Source organism: Bacillus sp. RHFS10, from assembly GCF_016757475.1.
In the GTDB taxonomy this organism is placed as follows: domain Bacteria; phylum Bacillota; class Bacilli; order Bacillales; family Bacillaceae; genus Bacillus; species Bacillus subtilis_G.
The window spans coordinates 167,600-190,062 of sequence record NZ_JAESPO010000004.1 but is presented as its reverse complement, the minus strand read 5'-3'; the positions used below and the strand labels follow the sequence as shown (position 1 = coordinate 190,062).

Annotated in this window: 25 protein-coding genes and 1 pseudogene; 10 read left to right on the top strand and 16 right to left on the bottom strand. The window is 44.7% G+C overall.

The window, feature by feature from the left end; genetic code table 11:
- The first annotated feature begins 41 nt into the window (after positions 1-41).
- From JMN17_RS15385 to JMN17_RS15375, 3 genes are all read left to right on the top strand, one after another.
- Positions 42-491, top strand: coding sequence for a GNAT family N-acetyltransferase (locus tag JMN17_RS15385; protein WP_202328483.1), 450 nt, complete (start codon positions 42-44; stop codon positions 489-491).
- Between the two features lie 70 nt (positions 492-561).
- A complete protein-coding gene (locus JMN17_RS15380) occupies positions 562-1,554 on the top strand; it encodes an NADPH:quinone oxidoreductase family protein (protein ID WP_087991272.1) in 993 nt (330 codons plus the stop codon).
- A gap of 259 nt (positions 1,555-1,813) precedes the next feature.
- A complete protein-coding gene (locus tag JMN17_RS15375) occupies positions 1,814-2,785 on the top strand; it encodes an ABC transporter substrate-binding protein (RefSeq protein WP_087991273.1) in 972 nt (323 codons plus the stop codon).
- Positions 2,786-2,816: 31 nt separating this feature from the next.
- On the opposite strand, the gene phoE is transcribed toward JMN17_RS15375, so the two are convergent.
- The 7 genes and pseudogenes from phoE to JMN17_RS15345 form a co-directional block, all read right to left on the bottom strand.
- A complete protein-coding gene (gene phoE, locus JMN17_RS15370; protein WP_087991274.1) occupies positions 2,817-3,398 on the bottom strand; it encodes a phosphatase PhoE in 582 nt (193 codons plus the stop codon).
- Between the two features lie 70 nt (positions 3,399-3,468).
- Positions 3,469-4,563 (bottom strand): acetyl-CoA C-acyltransferase, encoded by a 1,095-nt coding sequence (locus JMN17_RS15365; RefSeq protein ID WP_087991275.1) that lies wholly within the window; start codon positions 4,561-4,563, stop codon positions 3,469-3,471.
- Between the two features lies 1 nt (position 4,564).
- Entirely contained in the window at positions 4,565-6,004 is a 1,440-nt protein-coding gene (locus JMN17_RS15360; RefSeq protein ID WP_087991276.1) for an acyl-CoA synthetase, read from the bottom strand.
- A gap of 4 nt (positions 6,005-6,008) precedes the next feature.
- The gene (locus JMN17_RS15355; protein ID WP_087991277.1) at positions 6,009-6,569 is read right to left on the bottom strand and encodes a biotin transporter BioY; all 561 of its coding nucleotides are present in this window, start codon (positions 6,567-6,569) and stop codon (positions 6,009-6,011) included.
- Positions 6,570-6,703: 134 nt separating this feature from the next.
- The gene (locus tag JMN17_RS22175) at positions 6,704-7,219 is read right to left on the bottom strand and encodes a methyl-accepting chemotaxis protein (RefSeq protein ID WP_437124959.1); all 516 of its coding nucleotides are present in this window, start codon (positions 7,217-7,219) and stop codon (positions 6,704-6,706) included.
- A gap of 240 nt (positions 7,220-7,459) precedes the next feature.
- Positions 7,460-8,125 (bottom strand): annotated as a pseudogene (locus JMN17_RS22170) (protoglobin domain-containing protein); the annotation flags it as partial.
- Positions 8,126-8,138: 13 nt separating this feature from the next.
- The gene (locus JMN17_RS15345; protein ID WP_087991279.1) at positions 8,139-9,668 is read right to left on the bottom strand and encodes an FAD-dependent oxidoreductase; all 1,530 of its coding nucleotides are present in this window, start codon (positions 9,666-9,668) and stop codon (positions 8,139-8,141) included.
- Between the two features lie 111 nt (positions 9,669-9,779).
- Between JMN17_RS15345 and JMN17_RS15340 the strand changes: the two genes are divergently transcribed.
- Complete coding sequence (locus tag JMN17_RS15340; RefSeq protein ID WP_087991280.1) at positions 9,780-10,637, top strand: SDR family oxidoreductase; 858 nt, start codon at positions 9,780-9,782, stop codon at positions 10,635-10,637.
- Between the two features lie 26 nt (positions 10,638-10,663).
- On the opposite strand, the gene JMN17_RS15335 is transcribed toward JMN17_RS15340, so the two are convergent.
- On the bottom strand, positions 10,664-10,897 hold the full coding sequence (locus JMN17_RS15335; RefSeq protein WP_003239440.1) for an IDEAL domain-containing protein: 234 nt from the start codon (positions 10,895-10,897) through the stop codon (positions 10,664-10,666).
- A gap of 292 nt (positions 10,898-11,189) precedes the next feature.
- Between JMN17_RS15335 and comK the strand changes: the two genes are divergently transcribed.
- Positions 11,190-11,768, top strand: a complete 579-nt coding sequence (comK, locus tag JMN17_RS15330) for a competence transcription factor ComK (protein WP_087991281.1) — start codon at positions 11,190-11,192, stop codon at positions 11,766-11,768.
- Between the two features lie 44 nt (positions 11,769-11,812).
- On the opposite strand, the gene JMN17_RS15325 is transcribed toward comK, so the two are convergent.
- Positions 11,813-12,712, bottom strand: coding sequence for an SDR family oxidoreductase (locus JMN17_RS15325; RefSeq protein WP_202328481.1), 900 nt, complete (start codon positions 12,710-12,712; stop codon positions 11,813-11,815).
- A 207-nt stretch (positions 12,713-12,919) separates the two neighbouring features.
- Here JMN17_RS15325 and JMN17_RS15320 point away from each other — a divergent pair, with 207 nt between their 5' ends.
- On the top strand, positions 12,920-13,189 hold the full coding sequence (locus tag JMN17_RS15320) for an excalibur calcium-binding domain-containing protein (protein WP_087991283.1): 270 nt from the start codon (positions 12,920-12,922) through the stop codon (positions 13,187-13,189).
- A 46-nt stretch (positions 13,190-13,235) separates the two neighbouring features.
- Here the strand turns inward: JMN17_RS15320 and JMN17_RS15315 are convergent, their stop codons facing one another.
- The 3 genes from JMN17_RS15315 to JMN17_RS15305 form a co-directional block, all read right to left on the bottom strand.
- Positions 13,236-14,705 carry a sodium:solute symporter family protein gene (locus tag JMN17_RS15315; protein ID WP_087991284.1) on the bottom strand — a complete coding sequence of 490 codons (1,470 nt, stop codon included), beginning with the start codon at positions 14,703-14,705 and terminating at the stop codon, positions 13,236-13,238.
- Complete coding sequence (locus JMN17_RS15310) at positions 14,702-14,902, bottom strand: DUF3311 domain-containing protein (RefSeq protein WP_087991285.1); 201 nt, start codon at positions 14,900-14,902, stop codon at positions 14,702-14,704. Before JMN17_RS15310 ends, JMN17_RS15315 begins: the two co-directional genes overlap by 4 nt.
- A gap of 224 nt (positions 14,903-15,126) precedes the next feature.
- The gene (locus JMN17_RS15305) at positions 15,127-15,489 is read right to left on the bottom strand and encodes a hypothetical protein (protein ID WP_087991286.1); all 363 of its coding nucleotides are present in this window, start codon (positions 15,487-15,489) and stop codon (positions 15,127-15,129) included.
- A gap of 150 nt (positions 15,490-15,639) precedes the next feature.
- Here JMN17_RS15305 and JMN17_RS15300 point away from each other — a divergent pair, with 150 nt between their 5' ends.
- The 4 genes from JMN17_RS15300 (at position 15,640) to JMN17_RS15285 (ending at position 19,053) form a co-directional block, all read left to right on the top strand.
- Positions 15,640-16,263, top strand: coding sequence for a TVP38/TMEM64 family protein (locus JMN17_RS15300; RefSeq protein ID WP_087991287.1), 624 nt, complete (start codon positions 15,640-15,642; stop codon positions 16,261-16,263).
- Between the two features lies 1 nt (position 16,264).
- Entirely contained in the window at positions 16,265-16,771 is a 507-nt protein-coding gene (lepB, locus tag JMN17_RS15295; protein ID WP_087991288.1) for a signal peptidase I, read from the top strand.
- A 178-nt stretch (positions 16,772-16,949) separates the two neighbouring features.
- Positions 16,950-18,449, top strand: coding sequence for a monooxygenase (locus JMN17_RS15290; RefSeq protein ID WP_202328536.1), 1,500 nt, complete (start codon positions 16,950-16,952; stop codon positions 18,447-18,449).
- Positions 18,450-18,525: 76 nt separating this feature from the next.
- Positions 18,526-19,053 (top strand): MarR family transcriptional regulator, encoded by a 528-nt coding sequence (locus JMN17_RS15285; RefSeq protein ID WP_087991289.1) that lies wholly within the window; start codon positions 18,526-18,528, stop codon positions 19,051-19,053.
- Between the two features lie 220 nt (positions 19,054-19,273).
- Here JMN17_RS15285 and JMN17_RS15280 read toward each other — a convergent pair whose 3' ends face one another.
- The 4 genes from JMN17_RS15280 to ntdC form a co-directional block, all read right to left on the bottom strand.
- On the bottom strand, positions 19,274-19,471 hold the full coding sequence (locus JMN17_RS15280; protein ID WP_087991290.1) for a hypothetical protein: 198 nt from the start codon (positions 19,469-19,471) through the stop codon (positions 19,274-19,276).
- A 15-nt stretch (positions 19,472-19,486) separates the two neighbouring features.
- Complete coding sequence (locus tag JMN17_RS15275; RefSeq protein WP_087991291.1) at positions 19,487-19,684, bottom strand: hypothetical protein; 198 nt, start codon at positions 19,682-19,684, stop codon at positions 19,487-19,489.
- A 445-nt stretch (positions 19,685-20,129) separates the two neighbouring features.
- Positions 20,130-21,335: a glucose/mannose transporter GlcP gene (gene glcP, locus JMN17_RS15270; protein WP_087991292.1), complete on the bottom strand. Its 1,206-nt coding sequence runs from the start codon at positions 21,333-21,335 to the stop codon at positions 20,130-20,132.
- An 82-nt stretch (positions 21,336-21,417) separates the two neighbouring features.
- Positions 21,418-22,461 carry a glucose-6-phosphate 3-dehydrogenase NdtC gene (gene ntdC, locus JMN17_RS15265; protein ID WP_087991293.1) on the bottom strand — a complete coding sequence of 348 codons (1,044 nt, stop codon included), beginning with the start codon at positions 22,459-22,461 and terminating at the stop codon, positions 21,418-21,420.
- Positions 22,462-22,463 lie beyond the last annotated feature (2 nt).

Sequence of the window (22,463 nt, the reverse complement as noted above, 5' to 3'; positions counted from 1 at the left end):
AAGTTAAAAAAAGCGATTATAGAGAGGGAGGAAGAAATGAGATGAACATTCGCCAAGCAAAGACATCAGATGCAGCAGCCATCACGCCGTTATTTAACCAGTATCGGGAATTTTATAAGCAGGCGTCCGATCTGAAAGGGGCAGAGGCTTTTTTGAAAGCGCGTCTGGAAAATCACGAGTCTATTATTTTGATAGCTGAAGAAAATGGAGAATTCATAGGTTTTACCCAGCTCTATCCAACGTTTTCTTCTGTGTCAATGAAAAGAATCTACATATTAAATGACTTATTCGTCGCTCCTCATGCGCGAACAAAGGGAGCTGGCGGGCAGCTGCTGTCTGCCGCAAAGGATTATGCTGCGGAAAACGGGGCAAGTCGTTTATCGCTTCAGACTGAACACCACAACCTGACGGCAAGAAGCTTATATGAGCAAAACGGCTATGAAGAGGATACTGCATTTGTCCATTATCGTCTCAATGTGCCGGCGAAGTGAAATTGAAGCTTGATGATTTGGTTTTTGGAACATTCTTCGGTTACAATAAAAACGAAAAGGAGTGTACCGAATGTCAACGTTATTTCAAGCATTGCTGGCAGAGGAAAATGCCGATGATGTTTCAGTCCATGTGAAAACCATGTCAACAGAGGATTTGCCGAAAGATGGTGTCCTGATTAAAATGGCTTATTCCGGCATCAATTATAAAGATGGTCTGGCTGGAAAAACGGGCGGCAATATCGTCAGAGAGTATCCGCTTATTTTGGGCATTGACGCCGCGGGTACGGTCGTCTCTTCCAATGACCCGCGTTTTGCCGAGGGGGATGAGGTCATTGCGACAAGCTATGAGCTCGGTGTCTCCCGCGATGGCGGATTAAGTGAATATGCTTCAGTGCCTGGTGACTGGCTGGTGCCTTTGCCGCAGAATCTTTCGTTAAAAGAAGCGATGGTGTACGGAACGGCGGGATTTACCGCGGCGTTATCGGTGCACCGGCTTGAACAGAACGGCCTGTCTCCGGAAAAAGGGAGCGTGCTTGTCACTGGAGCAACCGGCGGTGTCGGCGGAATTGCAGTATCGATGCTGAACAAGCGGGGCTATGATGTGGCGGCAAGCACCGGAAACCCGGAGGCCGCTGATTATTTGAAGCAGCTTGGTGCAAGCGAAGTGATCAGCAGGGAAGATGTCTATGACGGAACGCTTAAGGCGCTGTCCAAGCAGCAATGGCAGGGAGCGGTTGATCCTGTCGGCGGAAAACAGCTTGCCTCGGTTCTAAGCAAAATCCAATATGGCGGATCTGTCGCGGTAAGCGGTTTAACCGGCGGGGGAGAAGTGCCTGCAACGGTGTATCCGTTCATTCTTCGCGGGGTCAGCCTGCTCGGAATCGATTCAGTGTACTGTCCGATGGATGTCAGAGCCACTGTGTGGGAGCGCATGTCTTCTGATCTTAAACCAGATCAGCTGCTGGCCATCGTGGATAGGGAAGTATCGTTGGCGGAAGCGCCGGCTGCGCTAAAAGATATTTTGCAAAATCGCATTCAAGGAAGAGTCATTGTGAAGCTTTAACAGGATCAGCTTGCAGAGAAAAGCTATGTTTTTCTGCAAGCTTTTTTATGTACATGGGTTTGTACTGCTGCGCCCTGAAAATAATTTTTCATTTGCCATTATCGTCCTGCTTCATTACAATGAAAAACAAGTTTTTCCTGTAAGCTGAACTTTCTCTTCTCATTTCAAAAAAAGTTAGTGATAATGATTCTCATTCCGTGTTATACTATCTCTTGGATATCTTACCCTTAGAAACTACATACAGGAGAGACTTGGACATATGAAAAAAGCACTGATGATTCTTACAGTTTTGCTTCTTTCTGTTTTAACAGCGGCCTGCTCGTCTTCAAGCGGCAATCAAAACAGCAAAGAAAATAAAGTAGCGGTAACACACGATTTAGGGAAGACAAATGTGCCTGAGCATCCGAAGCGGGTTGTTGTGCTTGAACTTGGTTTTATCGACACGCTGCTTGATCTCGGCATTACACCTGTAGGGGTGGCCGATGACAATAAAGCTAAGCAGCTGATTAACAAGGATGTGCTGAAGAAAATTGACGGCTACACATCTGTCGGCACCCGCTCACAGCCAAGCGTGGAAAAAATCGCTTCATTAAAACCGGATTTAATTATTGCCGATACGACCCGGCATAAAAAGGTATACGATCAGCTCAAAAAAATCGCACCGACGATTGCGCTTGATAATTTAAACGCGGATTATCAGGATACAATTGACGCTTCACTTACGATTGCAAAAGCGGTCGGCAAGGAGAAGGAAATGGAGAAAAAGCTGACGGCGCATGAGGAAAAGCTCAATGAGACAAAACGAAAAATCAGTGCTAACAGCGAATCCGTGCTGTTAATTGGAAATACAAATGATACAATTATGGCCAGAGATGAAAATTTCTTTACATCCAGACTTTTAACACAGGTCGGCTATCAATATGCGATCAGCACGTCAGATAACAGTGAATCAGGCAATGGCGGCGACTCAGTGAACATGAAAATGACACTTGAGCAGCTGCTGAAAACAGATCCGGATGTCATCATCCTGATGACAGGAAAAACAGATGACATTGACGCGGACGGCAAACGCCCGATCGAAAAGAATGTGCTTTGGAAGAAGCTGAAGGCAGTGAAAAACGGCCATGTGTACCACGTGGACCGTGCGGTATGGTCTCTGCGCCGCAGTGTGGACGGAGCGGATGCCATTTTGGATGAGCTTCAGCGAGAGATGCCGACTGTGAAGAAATAAAAGGAAAAGACAGGCAAACGCCTGTCTTTTCTTATTTGATAAAGCCGGATAAGTGGCTGTTGATGTTATAGTCTTTAATCCGCCATTTCTCTTCTGCAAATTCAATGTTGCTGAGGCAGGCGTTGACGAGGCGCGTGCTTTGCAGCTCTGGGTCACCGCCGGAAATTTCCGTCAGCAGTGCGTGAATCGCTGCACCGTGAGCGACGATCAGCACCTTCTGGTTTGGATACGCGTGATTTACTTTGACCAAACCGCCCATCAGCCTGTCAGTGAGTACTTCTAACGTTTCCATATTCGGATAGATTTTATCCGGATAGCGCTTTGTCCGTTCTTCCAGCAGCATGCCCTCCGCATCGCCGTAATCGCGTTCTTTAAAGTCATCCATTTCCACAATCGGAAGATGCAGATATTCATTAATGATTTCCGCGGTTCTTTTCGCTCTTTTCAGCGGGCTCGTCACAATGACATCCCAAGAAAAATCCTTTACATATTCTCCGGTTTCTCTTGCTTGGCGTTCACCTGTCGCGTTCAGCGGAATATCGGTTTTGCCTTGGCATTTTTGCTGCAGGTTCCAATCGGTTTCTCCATGTCTTACTAAGCAAACGGCTGTCATAAAATCCCCTTCCTGACTTTGGTCATATCGCTATTATACTAAATCAATAGCACGCATCCTATGAAAAAGCCTATGCCATAATTTCAAATAATAAAGCAAGACCGATTCCGCCGCCGCTTCCGATGGCCGCAACGGCATATTGACAGTCTGTCCGTCTTTGCGCTTCATAAAACAATCTGGTTACCAGAGCTGCACCTGATGCGCCGTACGGATGGCCGAGGGCTAACGCGCCGCCGCGAACATTGATTTTTGAAAAGGGGATGCCGAGTTCTTGAGAGCAGACACAAATTTTGACGGCAAAGGCTTCATTGATTTCATATAAATCGATATCATCAGGTGTTAAATTGTGTGTGATTAAGAGATTACGGATCGCATCAACCGGTGCAGCGGGCGGATAGTTTGGGTGAATCCCGCTGACGGCGCTGCCGATAAACCGGAGCACAGGCTTAAGCCCTAGGGCTGCCGCTTTTTCTTCTTCCATTACAAGGAGAGCGGCCGCTCCGTCTGATATGCCGCTGCTGTTGGCTGCTGTAACCGTTCCGGAGCTGGTGTCGAAAACCGGTTTTGCACGGGAAATAATCGCTTCTATCGGCCGCTTTTTCAGAAATGCTTCGTCCATCTCTAATTCGCCGAGAGGAACAATTTCTTGACGGTAAAATCCACCATCATGTGCGTTTCTGCTGCGTTGTTGGCTAAGAAGCGCATATTCATCCTGCTTTTTTCTGCTAATGGAATAGCGTGCTGCCGTATATTCCGCTGCGATGCCCATGTCGGGATCACCAATTGTATCTGGAGAAAAGCGGGCCCGTTCTGAAAAAGGTGATTGGCTGCTGCTTTCTGAGCCGCCCGCGATATACATCGTGCCGGCACCCGCTTGAATGAGACTGCAGGCATAGCGTACAGCTTCAAGGCCGGAGCCGCACTGTCTGTCAATCGTCATCCCGGGAACCGATAAAGGCAGTCCGGCTTGCAGAGCTGACAGTCTGGCGAGATTGCCGCCTCTGCCGGTTGCGTTTCCGAGAATCACCTCGTTGATTTGATCCTTTAGCTTTCGGCTGAGACAGCTGATGATTGGAGCCGCCAAATCCTCCGGGAGAAAGTGATTCAGCAGCCCGTTTTGTTTTCCAAAGATTGTTCGTTTTGCATCAACAATAACCGCATTCAAGTTACACTGCACCCTCTTCTAGCCATTTCCTCACGCTGGAACGGGCGATTTTTCCGCTGCTCGTTTCCGGCAAGCAGTTTGTAAACACCCATTTTTTCGGAATTTTGTAGGATGCCAGTTTCTGTTTGCACAAGGCTTTCAGCTTTCTGGCATCAGTGTTTCCGTGAATGACAGCTACAGCGATTTCTCCCCAATACTCGTCCGGGATTCCAACGACAGCCGCGTTTTCAACCTCTGGACAGGAGAGAAGCACACGTTCAACTTCTTCTGGGAAAATATTTAACCCTCCGTACACAATCATCCCGTTTTCTCTTCCTGATATGTATAGAAAGCCATCCTCATCGACACAGCCCATATCATCCACTGTCATCCAGCCGGATTCATCTAGTGCGCTGCCGTTGACATAGCCGGAAAACCGCATCGGGCTTTTGACAAATATTTTTCCGATTTCTCGGGGCTGACAGCGTTCTCCCGCAGCGCTGCGGATTTCAATCTGGACGTTGTGAAAAGGGCGGCCAGCTGAATGCGGCTTCCGTTTGCTGTCTTCCGGTGAGGAATATGTCACAAAGCTAAGCTCTGATGTGCCGTAAAAATCGTATAGCTTGAGATGAGGCCATTTTGCGGCCAGCTTATTCTTAGATTCTGTCGGCCAGTCTGCACCTGATGAAATGATTTTGACAGGACTGTTGGGAAACGCCTCAATTCGGGAAAGGGCGTCTGTCATCGTCGGTACGGTATAGAGAACGCTGACAGATTTACCGTTCAGCCATTCCTTCGCTTGAGTAGGGGAGAATTTTTTCAGCAAGCAAACGGTTCCCCCGAGAAACAAGGTGCTGACAGCCCCATATAGGAAGTGAGAGGACATTAACGTCCCGGGAATCAGAACCTTATCATCTGATGAAATAGAAAAATCAGTTTCCGTACACGTAAAGCTCTCCATCCATGAGCGGTGAGATCGTGTGAAGGCCTTCGGTTTTCCTGTCGAGCCAGACGTAAATCCCATATAAAAAGGGTGCTCTTGATCAATGATAGGCACGGGATCAGCGGATGCCTCCGAAATATCTGCCATACAGTTATCCAGCAAAACAACAGGTGTCTTGTTATCTATCAGTTTGTTTTCGAAAAAGGCTGAAGTCACCACAAGATCCGCATCACTTATGGACAGCCGCTCCTTGCATTCAGCCGCGCTCCAGCGTGTGTCGATAGGAACTGCCGTGCACCCCGCCGCTGCAGCTCCGGCAAACAGCTGTAAAAACGCCAGGCTGTTCGGGAGCAGGATCGCCACACGGTTTGGCATGTTCGGCTGCGACCGCAGCCAATTTGCGGTTTGAGAGACTAGTTGAGCCCAGTCCCTGTATGTGATTTGCTCCGATTCAGTTTGGATCGCCACACGGCCTGGTGATCTTTCGGCAATAGATGAATAGGTATGAGTAATTGTCATGGAATCAGCCTCCTTTCGTAAACATCGTATCAGAAAGAGACAAGGCTTGGGTGATTTTTATCGCCAGAAACGCAGATACAGCTGCTTTTATCAAATCACCAGGCACATACGCAAGGCTCATGAAGGCGGCCTGTGACAAATCAATATGCATGATAAAAGCTTGTACTGGTATACCGAGCAGATAAATAAAGATGATTCCGAATACAATATGTGTGAAAAAGAGACGCAATACAGTCACTTTTCGCAGTCTGGAAACGGCTAAACTGATCAGCCACGAAGCGAAGGGATAAGCGATCAAAAAGCCTGCGCTCGGCCCGAAAAAAACGCCAAACCCGCCTCGGCCGCCGGGCAAAAGAGGCGCTCCGAAGGCAACGAGCAGCAAAAAGACAAGCTGGCTTAAGAAAGCAGACTTAGGCTTGAGGATGCTGCCTGCCAGCATCACACCAAGCGTTTGTAATGTAATCGGAACGGGTGTAAATGATAAGAAGAGAGGAGGCATAAAGCCAAGCACTGCCATCAGTGCGGTAAAAATGGCAATATGCATCATGTCTATTAATCTCAGCATGTGAAATCCTCCAAACAGTAATAAAATATGGTTATACAATAAATGCAGGTCATTATTATGTCAACTAATTTTTAATTTTAGTTAACAATATAAGCGTGAAAAAACCGGCTGCTTGGCAGACCGGTTTTTGATGTTTATTCTTCTGTCAGGATAACAAGCGAATCAACAGATGCGGCCACGTGAGAAACGGCGCGGCTGACTTCCTGAAGCCCTCCGAGAAAGGCCTGCAAATCGACGTCGATTTTGCCTGATTGCTCTTTGCTGACTTTCATGCTGTGGACGATTTCATCGAATAGGCGGTTAATTTGCGTCATTTTTTCTTTACTATCGCCGACTAGCCCATTCACGTCTTTGATATGCTTTGAGACGATTTCGATTTGTGTATTCGTATTGTTCACAAGCTCAGACACGGTAGAGACCGTTTTTTTCGTGTCCTCAGAAAGCTTCCGCACTTCATTAGCCACTACCGCGAAGCCTTTACCGTGTTCACCGGCGCGGGCAGATTCAATAGAAGCATTGAGCGAGAGGAGGTTTGTTTGTTCAGCAATGCCAGTGACAATGCCGAAGATTTTTTCAATTTGCTGTGCGATTTCATCTAGCTTGACCATTTCTTTTTCAATTTTGACAAGGCTCGTGTCAATTTTATTCATCTGTTTTTGCTGGATTTCAAGCTCTTTTTTTCCGCCGATCGACTTTTCTTCAACGGTGCCGGATGTCACTGTGCCGGCTTTCGATGCTTCAGAAATGCCTTCAGATTTGTCCACAAGCTCTTGAACAGATCTGCTCGTTTCTGAAAACAGATTTGCAATCGACCCAGAGGTTTCTTGAATTTTCTGGTGAAGAAGGTTTTTCTTTTCCTCTTGTTCATCACGGGTTTGATTGTACTCGCTTTGAAACGCTTCGAGAACAAGCTGCTGTTCCAAGTTCAAGATTTTAGTTGTCGCTTTAATTGCTTTCAGCAGTTCCTTATGGTCTGTAATAGACGTTTCGTAAATGTTAATCATTGACAGGAGTAATTCTTGAAAGGCGCCCATATACCATTTTGGCTGAAGGCCGATTCTTAAATGAATGGAGGCGATTCGGTTTCGCTTTTCGATAAATTCATCATTGATAACGCCTGCAAACATTTCCTGAATATGCCGTTTTAACGTTTGTTTTAAGCGGTCAACTGAGCTGTGGTCATGAATGATATCCATCAATGAGCTTTCATGGTCAAGGTTTTTATAAAACGCATCGACGATGAAAACGATGTTTTCTTGGATTAGTGGCTGAAGCTGCTCTAAAGCGGAAAGCTCGGCATCTCCTAATCTGACCATTTTGAGCTGTTTTTTAACATCCGCATGTTTGTTTGTGAGCTGAATGCGGTTTTTTTGCTGTCCGTTTGAATCAGAAAAATAGGTTTCTTGTTTTCTATCTTTTTTAAATAACAATACTGTGATCCCCCTTGGGAAAAATATAATGTTTACCTTTTGGCTTTTTAAGCCTTTTTCTTTTTTATCGGTCAAGGGGAACGTGAATGAAGATACAGATGAAAAATATTTATAAAAACCGTTCACTAAAATGAACGGTTTAATCAAAGTCAATTTGTTTTAATGGCTTGATGGCAGGACCTTCAACAATTTCGCCGGTTGGCTTAAAGCGGGATCCGTGGCACGGACAATCCCATGTATGCTCGCCGTCGTTCCAGTCGACCTCGCAGCCTAAATGGGTGCAAGTCGTATCGACGAGATGAAGGCAGCCTTTTTCATCTCTGAATGCCCCCGCACGTCTGCCGTTGATGGTGACGGCTTTTCCTTCACCCGGCGCGATCTCTTCAAACTGGACGTCAGGCTTTTCAAGCTTTCCTTTAATGAAATGCTTGGCGACATCGGCATTGTAAGAAATCACTTTCTGCAGTCCGGGGTTCAGATGGAAACGGGACGGCGTGAAAATGCTTTCGTATGGATTGGCTTTTTTCTCCACAAGGTCTGACAATAGAGTGGCCGCGACAGCTGATGACGTCATGCCCCATTTTTTGAATCCGGTCGCTACAAGAATATTGTCCTCCTGTTCCGACATCGGTCCGATGAAGGGAATTTTGTCAATTGTCACAAGATCCTGGGTGGACCAATAATATGGGATGCTTTCGATGCCGATGGTGCTTTCTGCCATTTGTCTCAGTGTTTCGTAATGTGTCGACATGTCTTTTCCTTGGCCGGTTTTATGGCTTTCTCCGCTAAAGAGAATCAGTTTTTCTCCGTTTACGTTTGTATAGCGGAGGGCCACTGACGGCTGATCGATACTCAAATACATGCCCTCGGGATAGTCGATCTTTGGCTTGATGGCGAGGACATAGGATCTGTCAGCGTACATTCTCGCAGAATATAATCCGCCTCCGTCATAAAAAGGGAAGTGGGAACAGCATATGATAAAGCGGCTCTTAATGGCGTGCCGGCTTTTTGTTACCACTTCAGGCCTTTCGCCTTTTTTGACATCAAGCGCAACGGTCTCTTCATAAATCCGTCCGCCTTTTTGAACAATCTGCTCCAGAAGCGCTTTTAAGTATTGAAGCGGATGAAATTGGGCTTGATTTTTCATGACAAGCGCCAGCTTAGAACCTAAGGGAATCGAAAGCTCCTTTATAAGGTCTCTTTCAATGCCAAGCTTTGTGTATGCCTCGTGCTCAGTTCGGATTTTTTTTACAGCGTCTTCATTTGCTGTGTAAAGATATGCATCTTGTTCGCTCCATTCGCAATCAATTTGATGTTCATCCACAATTCCTTTTATGTAATCTATTGCGTTTTGATTGGCTTCATAATAAAGCCTTGCGTGGTTCAATCCGAAATTGCGGATAAATTCATCGTAAATCATGTCATGCTGGGCGGTAATTTTAGCAGTTGTATGGGCAGTGGTGCCATTGAGCACCTGATTTGCTTCAATCAAAACGACACGGAAGCCTCTCTTCGCGAGTTCATATGCCGTTGTAATTCCCGTAATCCCGCCGCCGATTATGGTGACATCACACTCAGTATCCTCTTGAAGCGCCGGAAAAGAAGGCAGGTCAGTTGATGTTTTCCAGTATGTTTCAGGTGCTTCCTTTGCAAAATATTGATTAGCCAAGCCATTATACCTCCAATCAGATTTATTCTTAATTTTTCCATATTCTATCTTTTCATACATAGGGAGCAGGCATTGTTCATAACATAATAGGGTTGAAAAGGAGTGATTGCATTGGCGAATCAAAAAAAGAAAACATTGCCGCCTCAGCACCAGAACCAGCAGCCGGGCTTAGAATATCTCATGGACCCGCGTCCGGTTTTTGATAAGCCGAAGAAAGCGAAAAAATTAGAGGGCAAAACCGCTATTATTACCGGAGGAGACAGCGGAATCGGACGCGCTGTATCGGTGTTATTCGCAAAAGAAGGGGCTAATGTGGTCGTCGTGTATTTAAATGAGCATCAGGACGCCGAGGAAACAAAGCAGTATGTAGAAAAGGAAGGGGGAAAATGCCTGCTGATTGCTGGAGATGTCGGGGATGAAGCGTTTTGCAATGATGTGGTTATGCAGACAAGCCAATCGTTTTCGTCCATTGATATATTGGTCAACAATGCAGCTGAGCAGCATGTCCAGCCCGGCATTGAAAAAATCACAAGCCACCAGCTGGTCAGAACCTTTCAAACAAACATTTTCTCCATGTTTTACTTAACAAAGGCGGTGCTGCCTCATTTAAAAAAGGGGAGCTCCATCATTAATACAGCCTCAATTACCGCCTATAAAGGGAATAAAACGCTGATCGATTATTCAGCGACAAAAGGAGCGATCGTTACGTTTACAAGGTCACTTTCACAGTCGCTTGTTCAGCAGGGCATACGGGTCAATGCAGTAGCGCCGGGTCCTATTTGGACACCGCTTATCCCGGCCAGTTTTTCCGCAAAGGATGTGGAAGTGTTTGGTTCAGATGTGCCGATGGAACGCCCGGGACAGCCGGTGGAAGTGGCGCCAAGCTATCTATACCTTGCCAGCAACGATTCCACCTATGTCACAGGACAGACGATTCACGTCAATGGCGGAACAATTGTGAATGGGTGATAAAAAGCCAATCCTTAAGGATTGGCTTATTCGCTCTGCTTGAGCGCTGCATATTCTTTAGAGAGCGTAAGAAACGCATCTTTATCTTTTTCGTCCAAGGCTTTATTGATTTGGTCCGTCAGCATGGCAAGCCGACGCTTATACAAGGATTCATCGAGCACCATTTGAATGTAGACATCCGTCATTGTGACATCAAATTCTTTTGTTTTTTGCGTGTTGCGGGACTTCATGAGCTCAGTGTACGATTTTTTCTCTTTCATAAAGAATCCCCCCAATGCCTTTTTTATAGTATATGGATAAAGGTCGAAAAAATCAATCAATTTTTATAATTTTTAGACAACTAATACTTGGCAATCTATCGACATATCCTGCAAAATGCCGTAAACCGGAAGATCATATGAATGTAAAATCGGGTTATTACTAGTAATTTAGCGCTAGAAAATATCATTAAAAGATGATTTTAGCTTATTTGTTAAAAAAACCTGTCGTTTTATAAAAACAGATGATAGATTATTAGTATAAATTTTGCAGAAAAAGGATGGAGGCTATAATATGAGTCAGAAAACTGACGCACCTTTAGAATCGTATGAAGTAAACGGCGCAACAATTGCCGTGCTGCCAGAAGAAATTGATGGCAAAATCTGTTCCAAAATTATTGAAAAAGACTGCGTATTTTATGTCAGCATGAAGCCGCTGCAAATCGTCGACAGAAGCTGCCGTTTTTTCGGATCAAGCTATGCGGGAAGAAAAGCGGGAACTTATGAAGTGACAAAAATTTCACACAAACCGCCGATCATGGTGGACCCTTCGAACCAAATCTTTTTATTCCCTACACTTTCTTCGACAAGACCCCAATGCGGCTGGATTTCCCATGTGTACGTAAAAGAATTCAAACCGACTGCATTCGACGATACGGAAGTGACATTTTCGAACGGCAAAACAATGGAGCTGCCGATCTCCTGCAATTCGTTCGAAAACCAGGTTTACCGGACAGCGTGGCTCAGAACCAAATTCCAGGACAGAATCGAACACCGCGTGCCAAAACGGCAGGAATTTATGCTGTATCCGAAGGAAGAGCGGACGAAGATGATTTATGATTTTATTTTGCGAGAGCTCGGGGAGCGGTATTAGAAAATAGAAAGGAGCTGACAAAACAGGACAGCTCCTTCTCCTGCTTAGGCAGTCGGAATTCCTCCGGTGATGCCATATACCTGGGATGTCACATAGCTTGAATTCTCTGAAGCTAAAAATACATAAACATCTGCCAATTCTACTGGCTGGCCTGCACGGTTTAAAGGTGACGGCGGCGTGCCTTGGCCGAATTTCGGGATGTTTTCCTTCGGCTGTCCGCCGGAAATTTGCAGCGGTGTCCAAATTGGCCCGGGCGCTACTGAATTCACTCTTATGCCCTTCGAAGCCAGCTGTTTTCCCAATCCGACGGTAAAGCCGATAATGGCGTTTTTCGTTGCTGCGTAATCTAACAGCATCGGGCTTGGATTGTAGCCTTCAACTGAGGTGGTGGTAATAATTGATGAGCCCTCAGGCAAATACGGAAGCGCCGCTTTTACAATCCAGTAAAGGGAAAAGACGTTTACTTCAAATGTTTTATAGATTTGTTCAGTAGGCAGATCTTCGATGTTTTCGACCGCTTGCTGTTTGCCGGCAACCAGCGCCAACACATCCAGACCGCCAAGTTCCTGATGCGCCTGTTTGACGAAATCCTGGCAGAAGGATTCGTCACTCAAGTCTCCGGGGATCAGTGCTGCTTTTCGCCCTTCTGCTTCTATCAGTTCTTTCACCTCTTCAGCATCAGGCTGTTCCGCAGGCAGGTAGTTAATGGCCACATCGGCGCCTTCCCGGGCGTAAGCAATCGCTGCCGCTCGGCCGATACCGGAATCGCCGCCGGTGACAAGCGCTTTTCGGCCGGTTAGTTTACCCGATCCTTTGTAGCTTTTTTCTCCGCAATCCGGCACTGGCTTCATGTTCTGCTGCAGGCCGGGCGGTTGTTGATATTGTTCGGGAAATTCATCATGAAAAAATGCTGTTAAAGGATTGCTAAGATTTGAATCAGACATCATCAACGCTCCTTTTCTGTTTGGTGTACATTCGTATGTGTACCCCTGAGTATTTTCAGAAAAACATGTTTTGACAGTTTGAATGCTGAAAGACAAGAAAAATCCAACCCTTTTTCCATATTTATCTTGTCAAACTTGACTGTATGAATTAAGATGAAATCCAGCTATAAACAACTAAATATTGGGTATGAGGAGGAGTAAATCGTCATGAAAAAAGCGGCGGCGGTTTTGTTGTCACTCGGTCTCGTTTTCGGTTTTTCATACGGAGCCGGCCATGTGGCGGAAGCCAAAACAAAGGTGAAAGTCTATAAGAACTGCAAGGAGTTAAACAAAGTATACAAAGGCGGGGTGGCCCGCACGTCGAAGGTGAAAAATAAAGGCGGAAAAACGAAGTACAAGCCTTACGTCTCTAAGGCGCTTTATGATGCCAATAAAAAGAAAGACCGCGATAAAGATTATATCGCCTGCGAACGCTAAACAAGAAAAGCAATCTGATGGCCAGATTGCTTTTACTATTTATTGGTTACGCCGCTTGACCGGCCGCAGCGCTTTTCGCTTTTCTTGTCACAAAGCTTACTGCTGCCATGACCGTGATGTTCAAAAGCAGGGCGACGATGCCGACATTTACGTCTTTTGCGGCTTGCGGCAGCGCTGGAAATAAAGTGCTGATCGTTGTTTCCGTCAATGTAATATAAGACACCGCTCCGACACCTGTAAGGATGCCAGCGAAGGCTCCCTGTTTCGTCACTATATTATGCCTGAACAAGCTGAACAGCAGTGCCGGAAATAATTGTGTGACAAGGCTGTAGCCCATTAATAGCAGTGTAACGATGGTATTCCCGCCTTTGAACGTAAAATAAACCGAAATCAGCGCGATCACTGGCACTGCATATTTAGCAAGTGTCGATACGTGCTGTTCTGTCGTGCGGGGTGCGAACACTTTGTACACATTTTTTGCAAACAGGGTGGAAGCTGACATTAAGATCATAGACCCCGGCACAAGCGCCGTCAGCAGTCCGGCAGCGCCGATGATCCCGACAAACCAAGGGTCAAAGGTTTGCAGAGACAGTCTCAAAAGCGATAAATCACCGTCCGCACCTTTCAAACCAGGTACTTGCAGGATAGCGGCAAAGCCGACGAACAGGACGAAGAGCAGGACCAGCTGGTATAAAGGCATGATGATGGCGTTTTTGCGAAAGACTCTTGGGTTTTCGGCTGAATACGAAGCGGAAAATGTATGAGGCCACATATAAAACCCGAGGGCTGTTAAGAGCACGGTTGAACTGAACCACGCCGTACTTTGCCCCGTTTCAGGAAGCGTAAGAAAGCCCGGCTTTGCCGTTTCGATCTGCTGAAACATGTCTTGAAATCCGCCGTAGTAATGAATGGGCAAATACACACCTAAAAACAGAACGACGACCAAAATCATAATGTCTTTCACAACCGATATCCAGGCAGACCCGTGAATGCCGGAAACCATAACGTAAACCGTGATGGAAATGGCGCCGATCCAGATGGCGGCGGCCGGGGAGATTTTGCCGTACGATGTCTCCGATACAATCAGACCGAGGCCTTTCAGCTGCAGCACAAGATACGGAATGAGCGCGGCGATGCCGACCAGTGAAACGAGTACGCCAAGCAGCGGACTGTTATATTTTTGGGTGAAAAAATCAGACTGCGACATCAGCTTATGCTGTTTCGCGTACGTCCAAACAGCCGGCAGGAGCCAATAAGAAAGGATGTAGGCCAGGCAGCCGTAGGCAATGATGTAAAAGGCCGGTCCGCCTTTTCCATAGGCCCAGCCGCTTCCGCCGAGAAACGTAAATGTGGTATAAATTTCGCCTGCCATCAATAAGAAGACGAACAAGGTTCCGAAGCCGCGGCCTCCAACCGTCCACTGCTCAAGGTTCATGTCTTTTCCTTTTTGGGCGCGTATACCGAGAAAAATGCTCAAGAGCAGGACGCCGAAAATGATGATGAGAGCTGCGTTCATTCTGCTTCCTCCTTTTTATTTTCGTTGTCGAGGACATATACAATCGCCATCAACGCAGAGGTCAAAAGAGCCCACATCACGATATAGGCAAGAATAAACGGCATGCCCAATACATAGGGAGTCATTTTATTTGCAAAAGGGATGCCGAGTAAGATGCCAATAAAGGGCAAAGCGGCGAGAACGTGAATCAGTTTCATAGAATCCTCCTTTTATTTTAAGGTGGGGTGTGCAAGCCGGAGCGTACTGAAAATGATGTCGGGAAATATGGCGGCACATGTCATTTTTTGGGGTAAAAGGCTGTGGTTCGAATTATAAATAAATTCATTTTGTTTGTATAGTGTGAATTGTCTGAAATTTATTATTAGAATTGCCCGAAGAGGGAGCGGGCAGTTTCGGAAGGGCGCAAAATGATTCAAAAGACTTATGGCCTGTCCGGGGCAAATAGATAAAACGTTAATAATTCGCTAACCTGTTCACGGATTCGCGGATTAAAATAACGGTGCTTTTCTTCATAACCTTCGATCACAAATACATAAAGCGTAAAGGCCTCATCGCGTTCCGCCTCGTGGATCACAATTTTTCTTTTCCTCAGCTCTTTTCTGACCTCAATCAAATCCTTTTGTGCTATTTTTAATGATTCGCTGATAAGCTGTTTATAAGGATGCTTCAATTTTAAAGCGCTTTGCTCAATTCCGGCGAGATCACGATTTAAAATCGTAATGGCCATGGGCAAAAAAAGAGCCCGTTCAATTAAATCGTATATTTCCTCCTGTAAATTCGGCATGCTGACTCCTTCTTTCTTGCGGGAACGTTCGTTCTGTATATTCTATATCGGCTGGTGAAATGTTTCAATACAGAAAAAATCACCAAAACTTTTTAGTTTTTTGCTGATAATGTGTAGAATAAGGATAGACAAACCCGGTAAGGAGTATAAATGTTGGATCATTTTTTATCCTATTTTACACAAGAAAACTTAACTGAATTATTCCAAAGCTACAGGGCTTTAGGTCCGCTCATTGCTGTGCTGCTGCCTTTAGTAGAAGCATTTCTCCCGTTTTTGCCGCTGATCGTGTTTGTGGTGGCGAATACGAACTCGTTTGGCCTTTGGGAAGGATTCATCCTGTCCTGGGCGGGATCAACTGCTGGATCTATACTTGTCTTTTTCATTGTCCGTCAATACGGGCAGAGAAGATTGCTTGGAGTTATCCGCAGTCACCCGTCGGTCAGAAAGCTGATGTTATGGGTGGAAAGACACGGCTTTGGCCCTATGTTTCTTCTGCTTTGTTTTCCGTTTACACCGTCAGCCGCGGTGAATGTTGTTGCCGGTTTGTCGAGGATCGGAACGCGGCCGTTTATTTTGGCGGCAGCCTCGGGGAAGCTTGTCATGATTTTTATGATCAGCTTTATCGGATATGATCTGCACGCGCTCATCACACAGCCGATACGAACGATCATTGCTGTATTGGTGATCGCTGTTTTATGGTATGTGGGCAAAAAGGTGGAGCGGTATTTGCATGTGAGAGCCAGTCAGCGTGAGCATGATGGGGGGAGGCAGTAACATGAAAAAACGGTTTTGGTTTCTTGCCGGTATAGTGTCCGTCGTTCTCGCCATTCAGGTTAAAAATGCCGTCTTTATTGATTACAAGGTGGAAGGCGTCAGTATGAACCCGACCTTTCAGGAAGGGAACGAATTGTTAGTTAGTAAATTTTCGCATCGATTTAAAACCATTCATCGCTTTGATATTGTCCTTTTCAAAGGCCCAGATCAAAAAGTGCTGATTAAGCGGGTGATCGGCCTGCCTGGTGAATCGATCAAATATAAAGATGATCAGCTGTATGTGGACGGAAAGCAGGTTGCTGAGCCATTTTTGAAGCATTTGAAATCTGTTTCTGCCGGAAGCCATGTAACGGGTGATTTTACCTTGAAAGATGTGACAGGAACAAGCAGAGTGCCGAAAGGACAATATTTTGTTGTTGGAGATAATCGCATATACAGCTTCGACAGCCGGCACTTTGGTCCAATTAGTGAAAAAAAGATTGTCGGTGTGATCTCCGATTCTGAATAAAACCAAGACGCCAATTGAAACGGCGTCTTTTTTGTGCTGGTTTGGAAAAATGTGTTGAAGAAAAATTTGTAAGGAGTTATAATCAAAATTGTTTCATGTGTAACAAAAATAGAATTCGCTTTTAATTTTGGGTTGTTTTTATTGGTTTTTATTCGTTTTATATGAAACAAAAGGAGTGATTAAGATGAATGTTGAAGCCGTGATTATAGGGGGAGGGCCGGTCGGGTTGATGCTGGCTTCCGAGCTTGCGATGGCCGGGGTGAAAACATGTGTGGTTGAGCGGCTTGAAAAGCCTGTTCCTTATTCCAAGGCGCTGACGCTGCATCCCCGCACGCTGGAGCTACTTGAGATGAGAGGGCTTTTGGAGCGGTTTGTATCCAAGGGGAGCAAGATACCTTCCGGGCACTTTTCGATGCTGGATACCCGTCTTGATTTTTCAGGCTTGGATACGAGCTGTCCTTACACGCTTTTGCTTCCGCAGGTTAAAACGGAGCAGCTGCTTGAGGAACATGCGCGAAGCCTGGGAGCAGAGGTGTTTAGAGGAGCAGAGGCGCTGGCGGTTACGCAAAACAGGGAAGGGGCGCAAACGATTTTCAAGGATCGGGAGGGGAGTGTGCGGACGATCATAAGCAAATTTGTCATTGGTGCCGATGGTGCAGGTAGCACTGTCCGGAAACAGGCTGGAATTGAGTTTTCGGGTACCGACAGCACCGTTACAGCGGCGCTTGGAGATGTGGCGCTCCTTTCTCCGCCGCCGTCAGGAGTGCTGTCCCTTTGCACAAAAGAGGGCGGTGTGATGATTGTTCCGCTTTCTCCGCGTCGATACCGTGTCGTCGTAATCAGCCCATACCGAACTCAGACACCGAAAGATGTGCCGGTCACTGAGGAGGAGCTAAAAACTGATCTTATACGAATTTGCGGAACTGACTTCGGTTTAAGCGAGCCTTCGTGGATGTCAAGGTTCGGGAATGCCGCACGTCAAGCGAAGCGGTATCGGGACGGCAGAATCTTTCTTGCGGGGGATGCGGCGCATATTCATTTTCCAGCGGGCGGCCAAGGGCTGAATGTCGGCCTTCAGGATGCGATGAACCTTGGGTGGAAGCTGGCGGCGGCCGTCAAGGGCGCTGCGCCTTCGTGGCTTTTGGACAGCTACCATAGGGAGCGGCACCCGGCTGCTGAAGGGCTCCTGAGGAACACAGAGGCACAGACAAAACTGATTGATTTCACTCAAGCAGGCCTCCATTTGCGCAGTATGATATCGGAGCTGCTCGCCTTCCCTGAAGTGAATCGATATGTAGCGGGGCAAATTTCCGCGCTTGATGTCAGGTATGAAGCTGATCCGGATATGCCGCCGCATCGTTTGAACGGGTTAAGACTCCCGGATATGAAGCTGAATGTTCCCGATGGCAGTTCGGAACGGCTGTACAGCTGTCTTCAAAACGGGACATTCGTTTTACTGTCATTGATCCAAGAAGCTGATGATCATAGCCGAGTGAAAGGCCTGCGTACGGTAAACGCCTCGCTTGCAGAACCGAATGAAAAGTGGCGGGACGTGCATACGGTATTGATTCGCCCTGATGGACATGTTGCCTGGGCGGTGGATGCATCAGCACCCGATTGTACCGGGGTGATTCAAACAGGAATCAGCCGGTGGTTTTCCGTCACCAGTCCGGTGTAACGCAATTCGATTGTTTCATCTGTAACAAAAAGGTATGATAGAAGAAACAATCGAATGAAAAAGGATGGAAAACCCTATGAACACAGATCATACGAAACACAATCTTTTTGAATTATATGCGGAGCTCATTCATCAACAGGAGAAATGGGAGGGACTCATGAAAGCCTTTTTGGCTGACGAGTTGAAGAAGCTGGATGATGAGCACGGGAGTAAATCACAATTGACGATGACAGAAATTCATGTTCTATCCTGTGTCGGAGACAATGAGCCGATTAATGTCACGTCTATTGCAGAAAAAATGAATACAACAAAAGCGACGGTGTCACGCATCAGCACAAAATTGCTTGGCACCGGCTTCCTTCACAGAACACAGCTTAGCGATAATAAGAAGGAGGTCTACTTCCGTTTGACGCCGGCTGGAAAAAAACTGCATGGGTTGCATAAATATTATCATCAGAAGGTCGAACAGCGTTTTCTGTCATTTTTTGACCGGTACACTGAGGAAGAAATTCTTTTTGCGGAACGGCTGTTACGGGATTTGGTGACAAAGTGGTATCCATCCTCAGAAGAGATTGAAGAAGGGATCCACAGCGTTTTTGAATAAAAAACCATGCACAGGATGCGTGGTTCAGCGTGACGGCAAACTCTGGTTTGTTGTCTGGTCTGCGCGTTGGTGCATACGAATGAGAACATTTTCTTTGCTTCCATACTCACTTTCTTAAGCGGCAAGGGTTTTCAATCACGTTGAAAAGATGGCAACATCCTAAAACGATTCATCGTTTTAGGATGTTGTCAACAATCAACACGCACCGGGTGTGTTTTTTTTACGTTTCCTCTTTCTTTTTCAAGATTGTAACGTAAATCAAATTTCCTCCGGCTAAAATGATAAGCGGCAGTCCGGGGGAACCGGATGTCACTAAATTGTAAATCAGCCAGATACCTAAACATAATCCGTAATATAAGTGCATGGCCTTCTCGGGATTGTCGCGCAGCAAAACCCCTTTAAAAATCTTTTTCATCATAACGCCCCATTAACTTTAAGGTTTCTCCTTTAGTTTACATGCATCTTCGGTTAATCTCAAAATTTGATCTTTGGCTTTTGATGCATCCTTAAAATATGTCGAGGAAATGTTAGAATTATTTTTCTTTTTAAAGTACACAGTTGCGTTTTCTGATAACTCTGCCACGTCTGACCACAATTTCTTTTCTTTAAGAATGGGCATTTTTGCATCCATTGCTTCTAAATTCCTATTGTGATACAAAAATATATAATATTCAACTTTGCTTTGCATACATCTTCGTTGACATTTTCAGCATATCCTAAAGTATAGGTTTGTCCTTATACTGAATGTCTAGTTTGACACTTTTCTTGAAATCTCCACATTTGATAGTTAAATTTTTAATCTTCTTTAACCATGCGCTAATGAGCGTTTCCAATTCAGCAGCTATTGTTGATGGCAGCAACAGGTTAATTTATGGATGCATCATAAAACAATTCTGTAAATACCTTTGCTACGACACCTGTGCGTATCTCGGACAGGTCAAGAATCACAATTACAATCACTTCTATCTCCCGTGCTAAAACACTGTTTTCTCCATATAAACAAGGAAGGAACTAGAGGACATGAAGTCCTCTTCTTACTTACAATATGTCTATGAGTATCTTTCATTCACACGTTTTTACTGTGTTTTTGAAGCTTTGCTTTCAAGTGAAATAGGGTCTTCTGTTTTAGTTCTCCTAATCTTTACAGAAATCCCTACTAGAATCACTGCCATAGTTGTAAATATTCCCATGGTTAATAAGATCGTATCCTGATTTAAACTCCATCCAATTAAGAAAGAGATTATCGCTCCTCCGAAACTTGCCGAAGCAATAAATAAACTTGTAACTTCGTCAACGTACTTCTGAATAATGATTGATGCTAGTGTTAAAGCAATGGGAAATATGCCCGCTATACTTAAACCAATCAAAAATGTACCACCCAATTGAAGTATTGGGTTACTTATATAAGAGAAGGCAATCAACAGAACAATTAAACAACTACAACTAAAGAGGAGGTACTTAGAAAAATCAAGCCTCCTACTTACTAAACCGATCAGTATTCTTCCTATGATGATCCCTACCCAGAAAAAGGAGACACTTATGAGACTAATTTGTTTATTGTCTTGGTTTATCATGATTGAAGGTAAAAAGTTGGCGAAATTTGTTTCAATTCCAGCATATAGGAAAGCGAAAAATACAAAAAAGCCTAATTGCTTTGATTTTTTTCTATCTCCTATAAAGTATTGAAATGCTCCTACATTTGGCAAGGCCACTTGCTGATTAGCACTCTTAGCGTACTTTCGGTTCTTGGATAAGAAAATGAACCACCCTGCTAATAGGACGAACAAAAAGGTGAATATACAGTAATACGGTAAATACCAGTTATTAATATCGATGAAGGCATTAATTAATAATGGAAAAGATAAAGCGCCTAATCCAAAGAGAACTTCCAACTTACTCATTTTTTCTGCATTACTTTCGAAATTAGCAATAACAAAGGAACCAACTGTCGTTTCTAATGTACCTGCTCCATATCCTAAGAGAAAAGCCATTACAACAATATAATACCAATCCTTCGTTAGAAAAAAGATACTTAACGCTCCAAGCATTATTGTCAAAGCTAACGTAAGTGTCCTAAAGTGACTGTATTTCTTAATCATTAACGGTGCGATTAATACGCCGCTTAGGAATCCGGTAAATTGAAAGAAAATGATGACCGAAATATCATCTGTTGTCTTGTTAAAAGATTCTAATAGAAATGGTGTCAAACTCCCTGTTGATATATGGATAATACCTACTGTAAAAAAGAAAGCATATCCAAATAAATATGTCCCTCTTAACATTCATTACACCCCTATATTAAAAAGCAGGAAAATAAATTCCTGCTTCTTTAGTAACTTACCTCTTCGAAATACGAATTGACTGCTAAAGAACAGACATTGTTTGAGGGTTGCTATCTTTCTCAAAGAACATTTCTAATACTTCCTGCGATCTAAAACCATCGTTAAAAGAAGGGATCTCAATCCAATCTTTCTGAGTTGATGCAATCCAATTGATTAACTCGTTTCTAAAAGAATCAGCCCAACCATAAAATTCGTTTGGCGGATCATTTAATAGACTTTGGGGTACCGGGCAGTCTGCCACGTTCAAGCCATCTATGAGCTTGTAAACGTGAGGATTACCTGTGTGGTATTTAAACTCTTTTTTGTGTCCAACTACCTCAATGCTAAAACCACAGTCTTCAGGTACAGAACATTTTGATGTGATGATATTTACAAATACCTTGTTCTTCAGCTGACCATAAATTTCTGCATAGTCATCTACAAGTACCTGTTTATCCTCTTTTGTTTTTACATTTGTGTTCATCTTTGCCCTTACTGATTCTGGGATGAAGTCACTCTCAAACAAATACCATACCATGTCGATAAGGTGAATACCCAGATCCCCCAATGATCCACTAGTCTTCTTACTATTAGCGTCATCTCTCCAAGTAAACTTCTTACGTCTAATTGCACTGTTTTTCTTGAAGTGTACTTTTATGGACAGTATGTTACCTAGTTCATGATTGATAATTAAGCTTTTTAAGATATTTACATAAGACAGATATCTATAATTAAATCCCATACTAGCTCTTACGTCTAACCTTTCAGCGGTATCTTTCATTATGCTTGCTTCCTCAAGAGAAATGGCCATAGGCTTTTCACACAATACATGCTTATGTTTTGCTAATGCTTGCAAAGCATGTTCTTTATGGCAAAAGTTTGGAGATGCTACAATTAAACCTTCTGAGACATCAATGAGTTCATCTGCATTTTCATATGCTTTCCCGCCGAAAGTTTTTACAAAGCTTTCCGCATTTTGTTGATTGATGTCATAAACCCCTACTAACTCTGCATTTTTTATTGTAGATAAAGCAGTTGCATGAGCTCTTGCAATACCACCTGCACCTATGATACCAATCTTCTTCATAT

Bases quoted from the DNA above. Each gene is read 5' to 3' on its own strand.
- JMN17_RS15385 (WP_202328483.1), top strand. From the start codon at position 42: ATGAACATTCGCCAAGCAAAGACATCAGATGCAGCAGCCATCACGCCG.
- JMN17_RS15380 (WP_087991272.1), top strand. From the start codon at position 562: ATGTCAACGTTATTTCAAGCATTGCTGGCAGAGGAAAATGCCGATGAT.
- JMN17_RS15375 (WP_087991273.1), top strand. From the start codon at position 1,814: ATGAAAAAAGCACTGATGATTCTTACAGTTTTGCTTCTTTCTGTTTTA.
- phoE (WP_087991274.1), bottom strand. From the start codon at position 3,398: ATGACAGCCGTTTGCTTAGTAAGACATGGAGAAACCGATTGGAACCTG.
- JMN17_RS15360 (WP_087991276.1), bottom strand. From the start codon at position 6,004: ATGACAATTACTCATACCTATTCATCTATTGCCGAAAGATCACCAGGC.
- JMN17_RS15355 (WP_087991277.1), bottom strand. From the start codon at position 6,569: ATGCTGAGATTAATAGACATGATGCATATTGCCATTTTTACCGCACTG.
- JMN17_RS22175 (WP_437124959.1), bottom strand. From the start codon at position 7,219: ATGAATAAAATTGACACGAGCCTTGTCAAAATTGAAAAAGAAATGGTC.
- JMN17_RS15335 (WP_003239440.1), bottom strand. From the start codon at position 10,897: ATGAAAGAGAAAAAATCGTACACTGAGCTCATGAAGTCCCGCAACACG.
- comK (WP_087991281.1), top strand. From the start codon at position 11,190: ATGAGTCAGAAAACTGACGCACCTTTAGAATCGTATGAAGTAAACGGC.
- JMN17_RS15325 (WP_202328481.1), bottom strand. From the start codon at position 12,712: ATGTCTGATTCAAATCTTAGCAATCCTTTAACAGCATTTTTTCATGAT.
- JMN17_RS15320 (WP_087991283.1), top strand. From the start codon at position 12,920: ATGAAAAAAGCGGCGGCGGTTTTGTTGTCACTCGGTCTCGTTTTCGGT.
- JMN17_RS15315 (WP_087991284.1), bottom strand. From the start codon at position 14,705: ATGAACGCAGCTCTCATCATCATTTTCGGCGTCCTGCTCTTGAGCATT.
- JMN17_RS15310 (WP_087991285.1), bottom strand. From the start codon at position 14,902: ATGAAACTGATTCACGTTCTCGCCGCTTTGCCCTTTATTGGCATCTTA.
- JMN17_RS15305 (WP_087991286.1), bottom strand. From the start codon at position 15,489: ATGCCGAATTTACAGGAGGAAATATACGATTTAATTGAACGGGCTCTT.
- JMN17_RS15300 (WP_087991287.1), top strand. From the start codon at position 15,640: ATGTTGGATCATTTTTTATCCTATTTTACACAAGAAAACTTAACTGAA.
- lepB (WP_087991288.1), top strand. From the start codon at position 16,265: ATGAAAAAACGGTTTTGGTTTCTTGCCGGTATAGTGTCCGTCGTTCTC.
- JMN17_RS15285 (WP_087991289.1), top strand. From the start codon at position 18,526: ATGAACACAGATCATACGAAACACAATCTTTTTGAATTATATGCGGAG.
- JMN17_RS15280 (WP_087991290.1), bottom strand. From the start codon at position 19,471: ATGATGAAAAAGATTTTTAAAGGGGTTTTGCTGCGCGACAATCCCGAG.
- JMN17_RS15275 (WP_087991291.1), bottom strand. From the start codon at position 19,684: ATGGATGCAAAAATGCCCATTCTTAAAGAAAAGAAATTGTGGTCAGAC.
- glcP (WP_087991292.1), bottom strand. From the start codon at position 21,335: ATGTTAAGAGGGACATATTTATTTGGATATGCTTTCTTTTTTACAGTA.
- ntdC (WP_087991293.1), bottom strand. From the start codon at position 22,461: ATGAAGAAGATTGGTATCATAGGTGCAGGTGGTATTGCAAGAGCTCAT.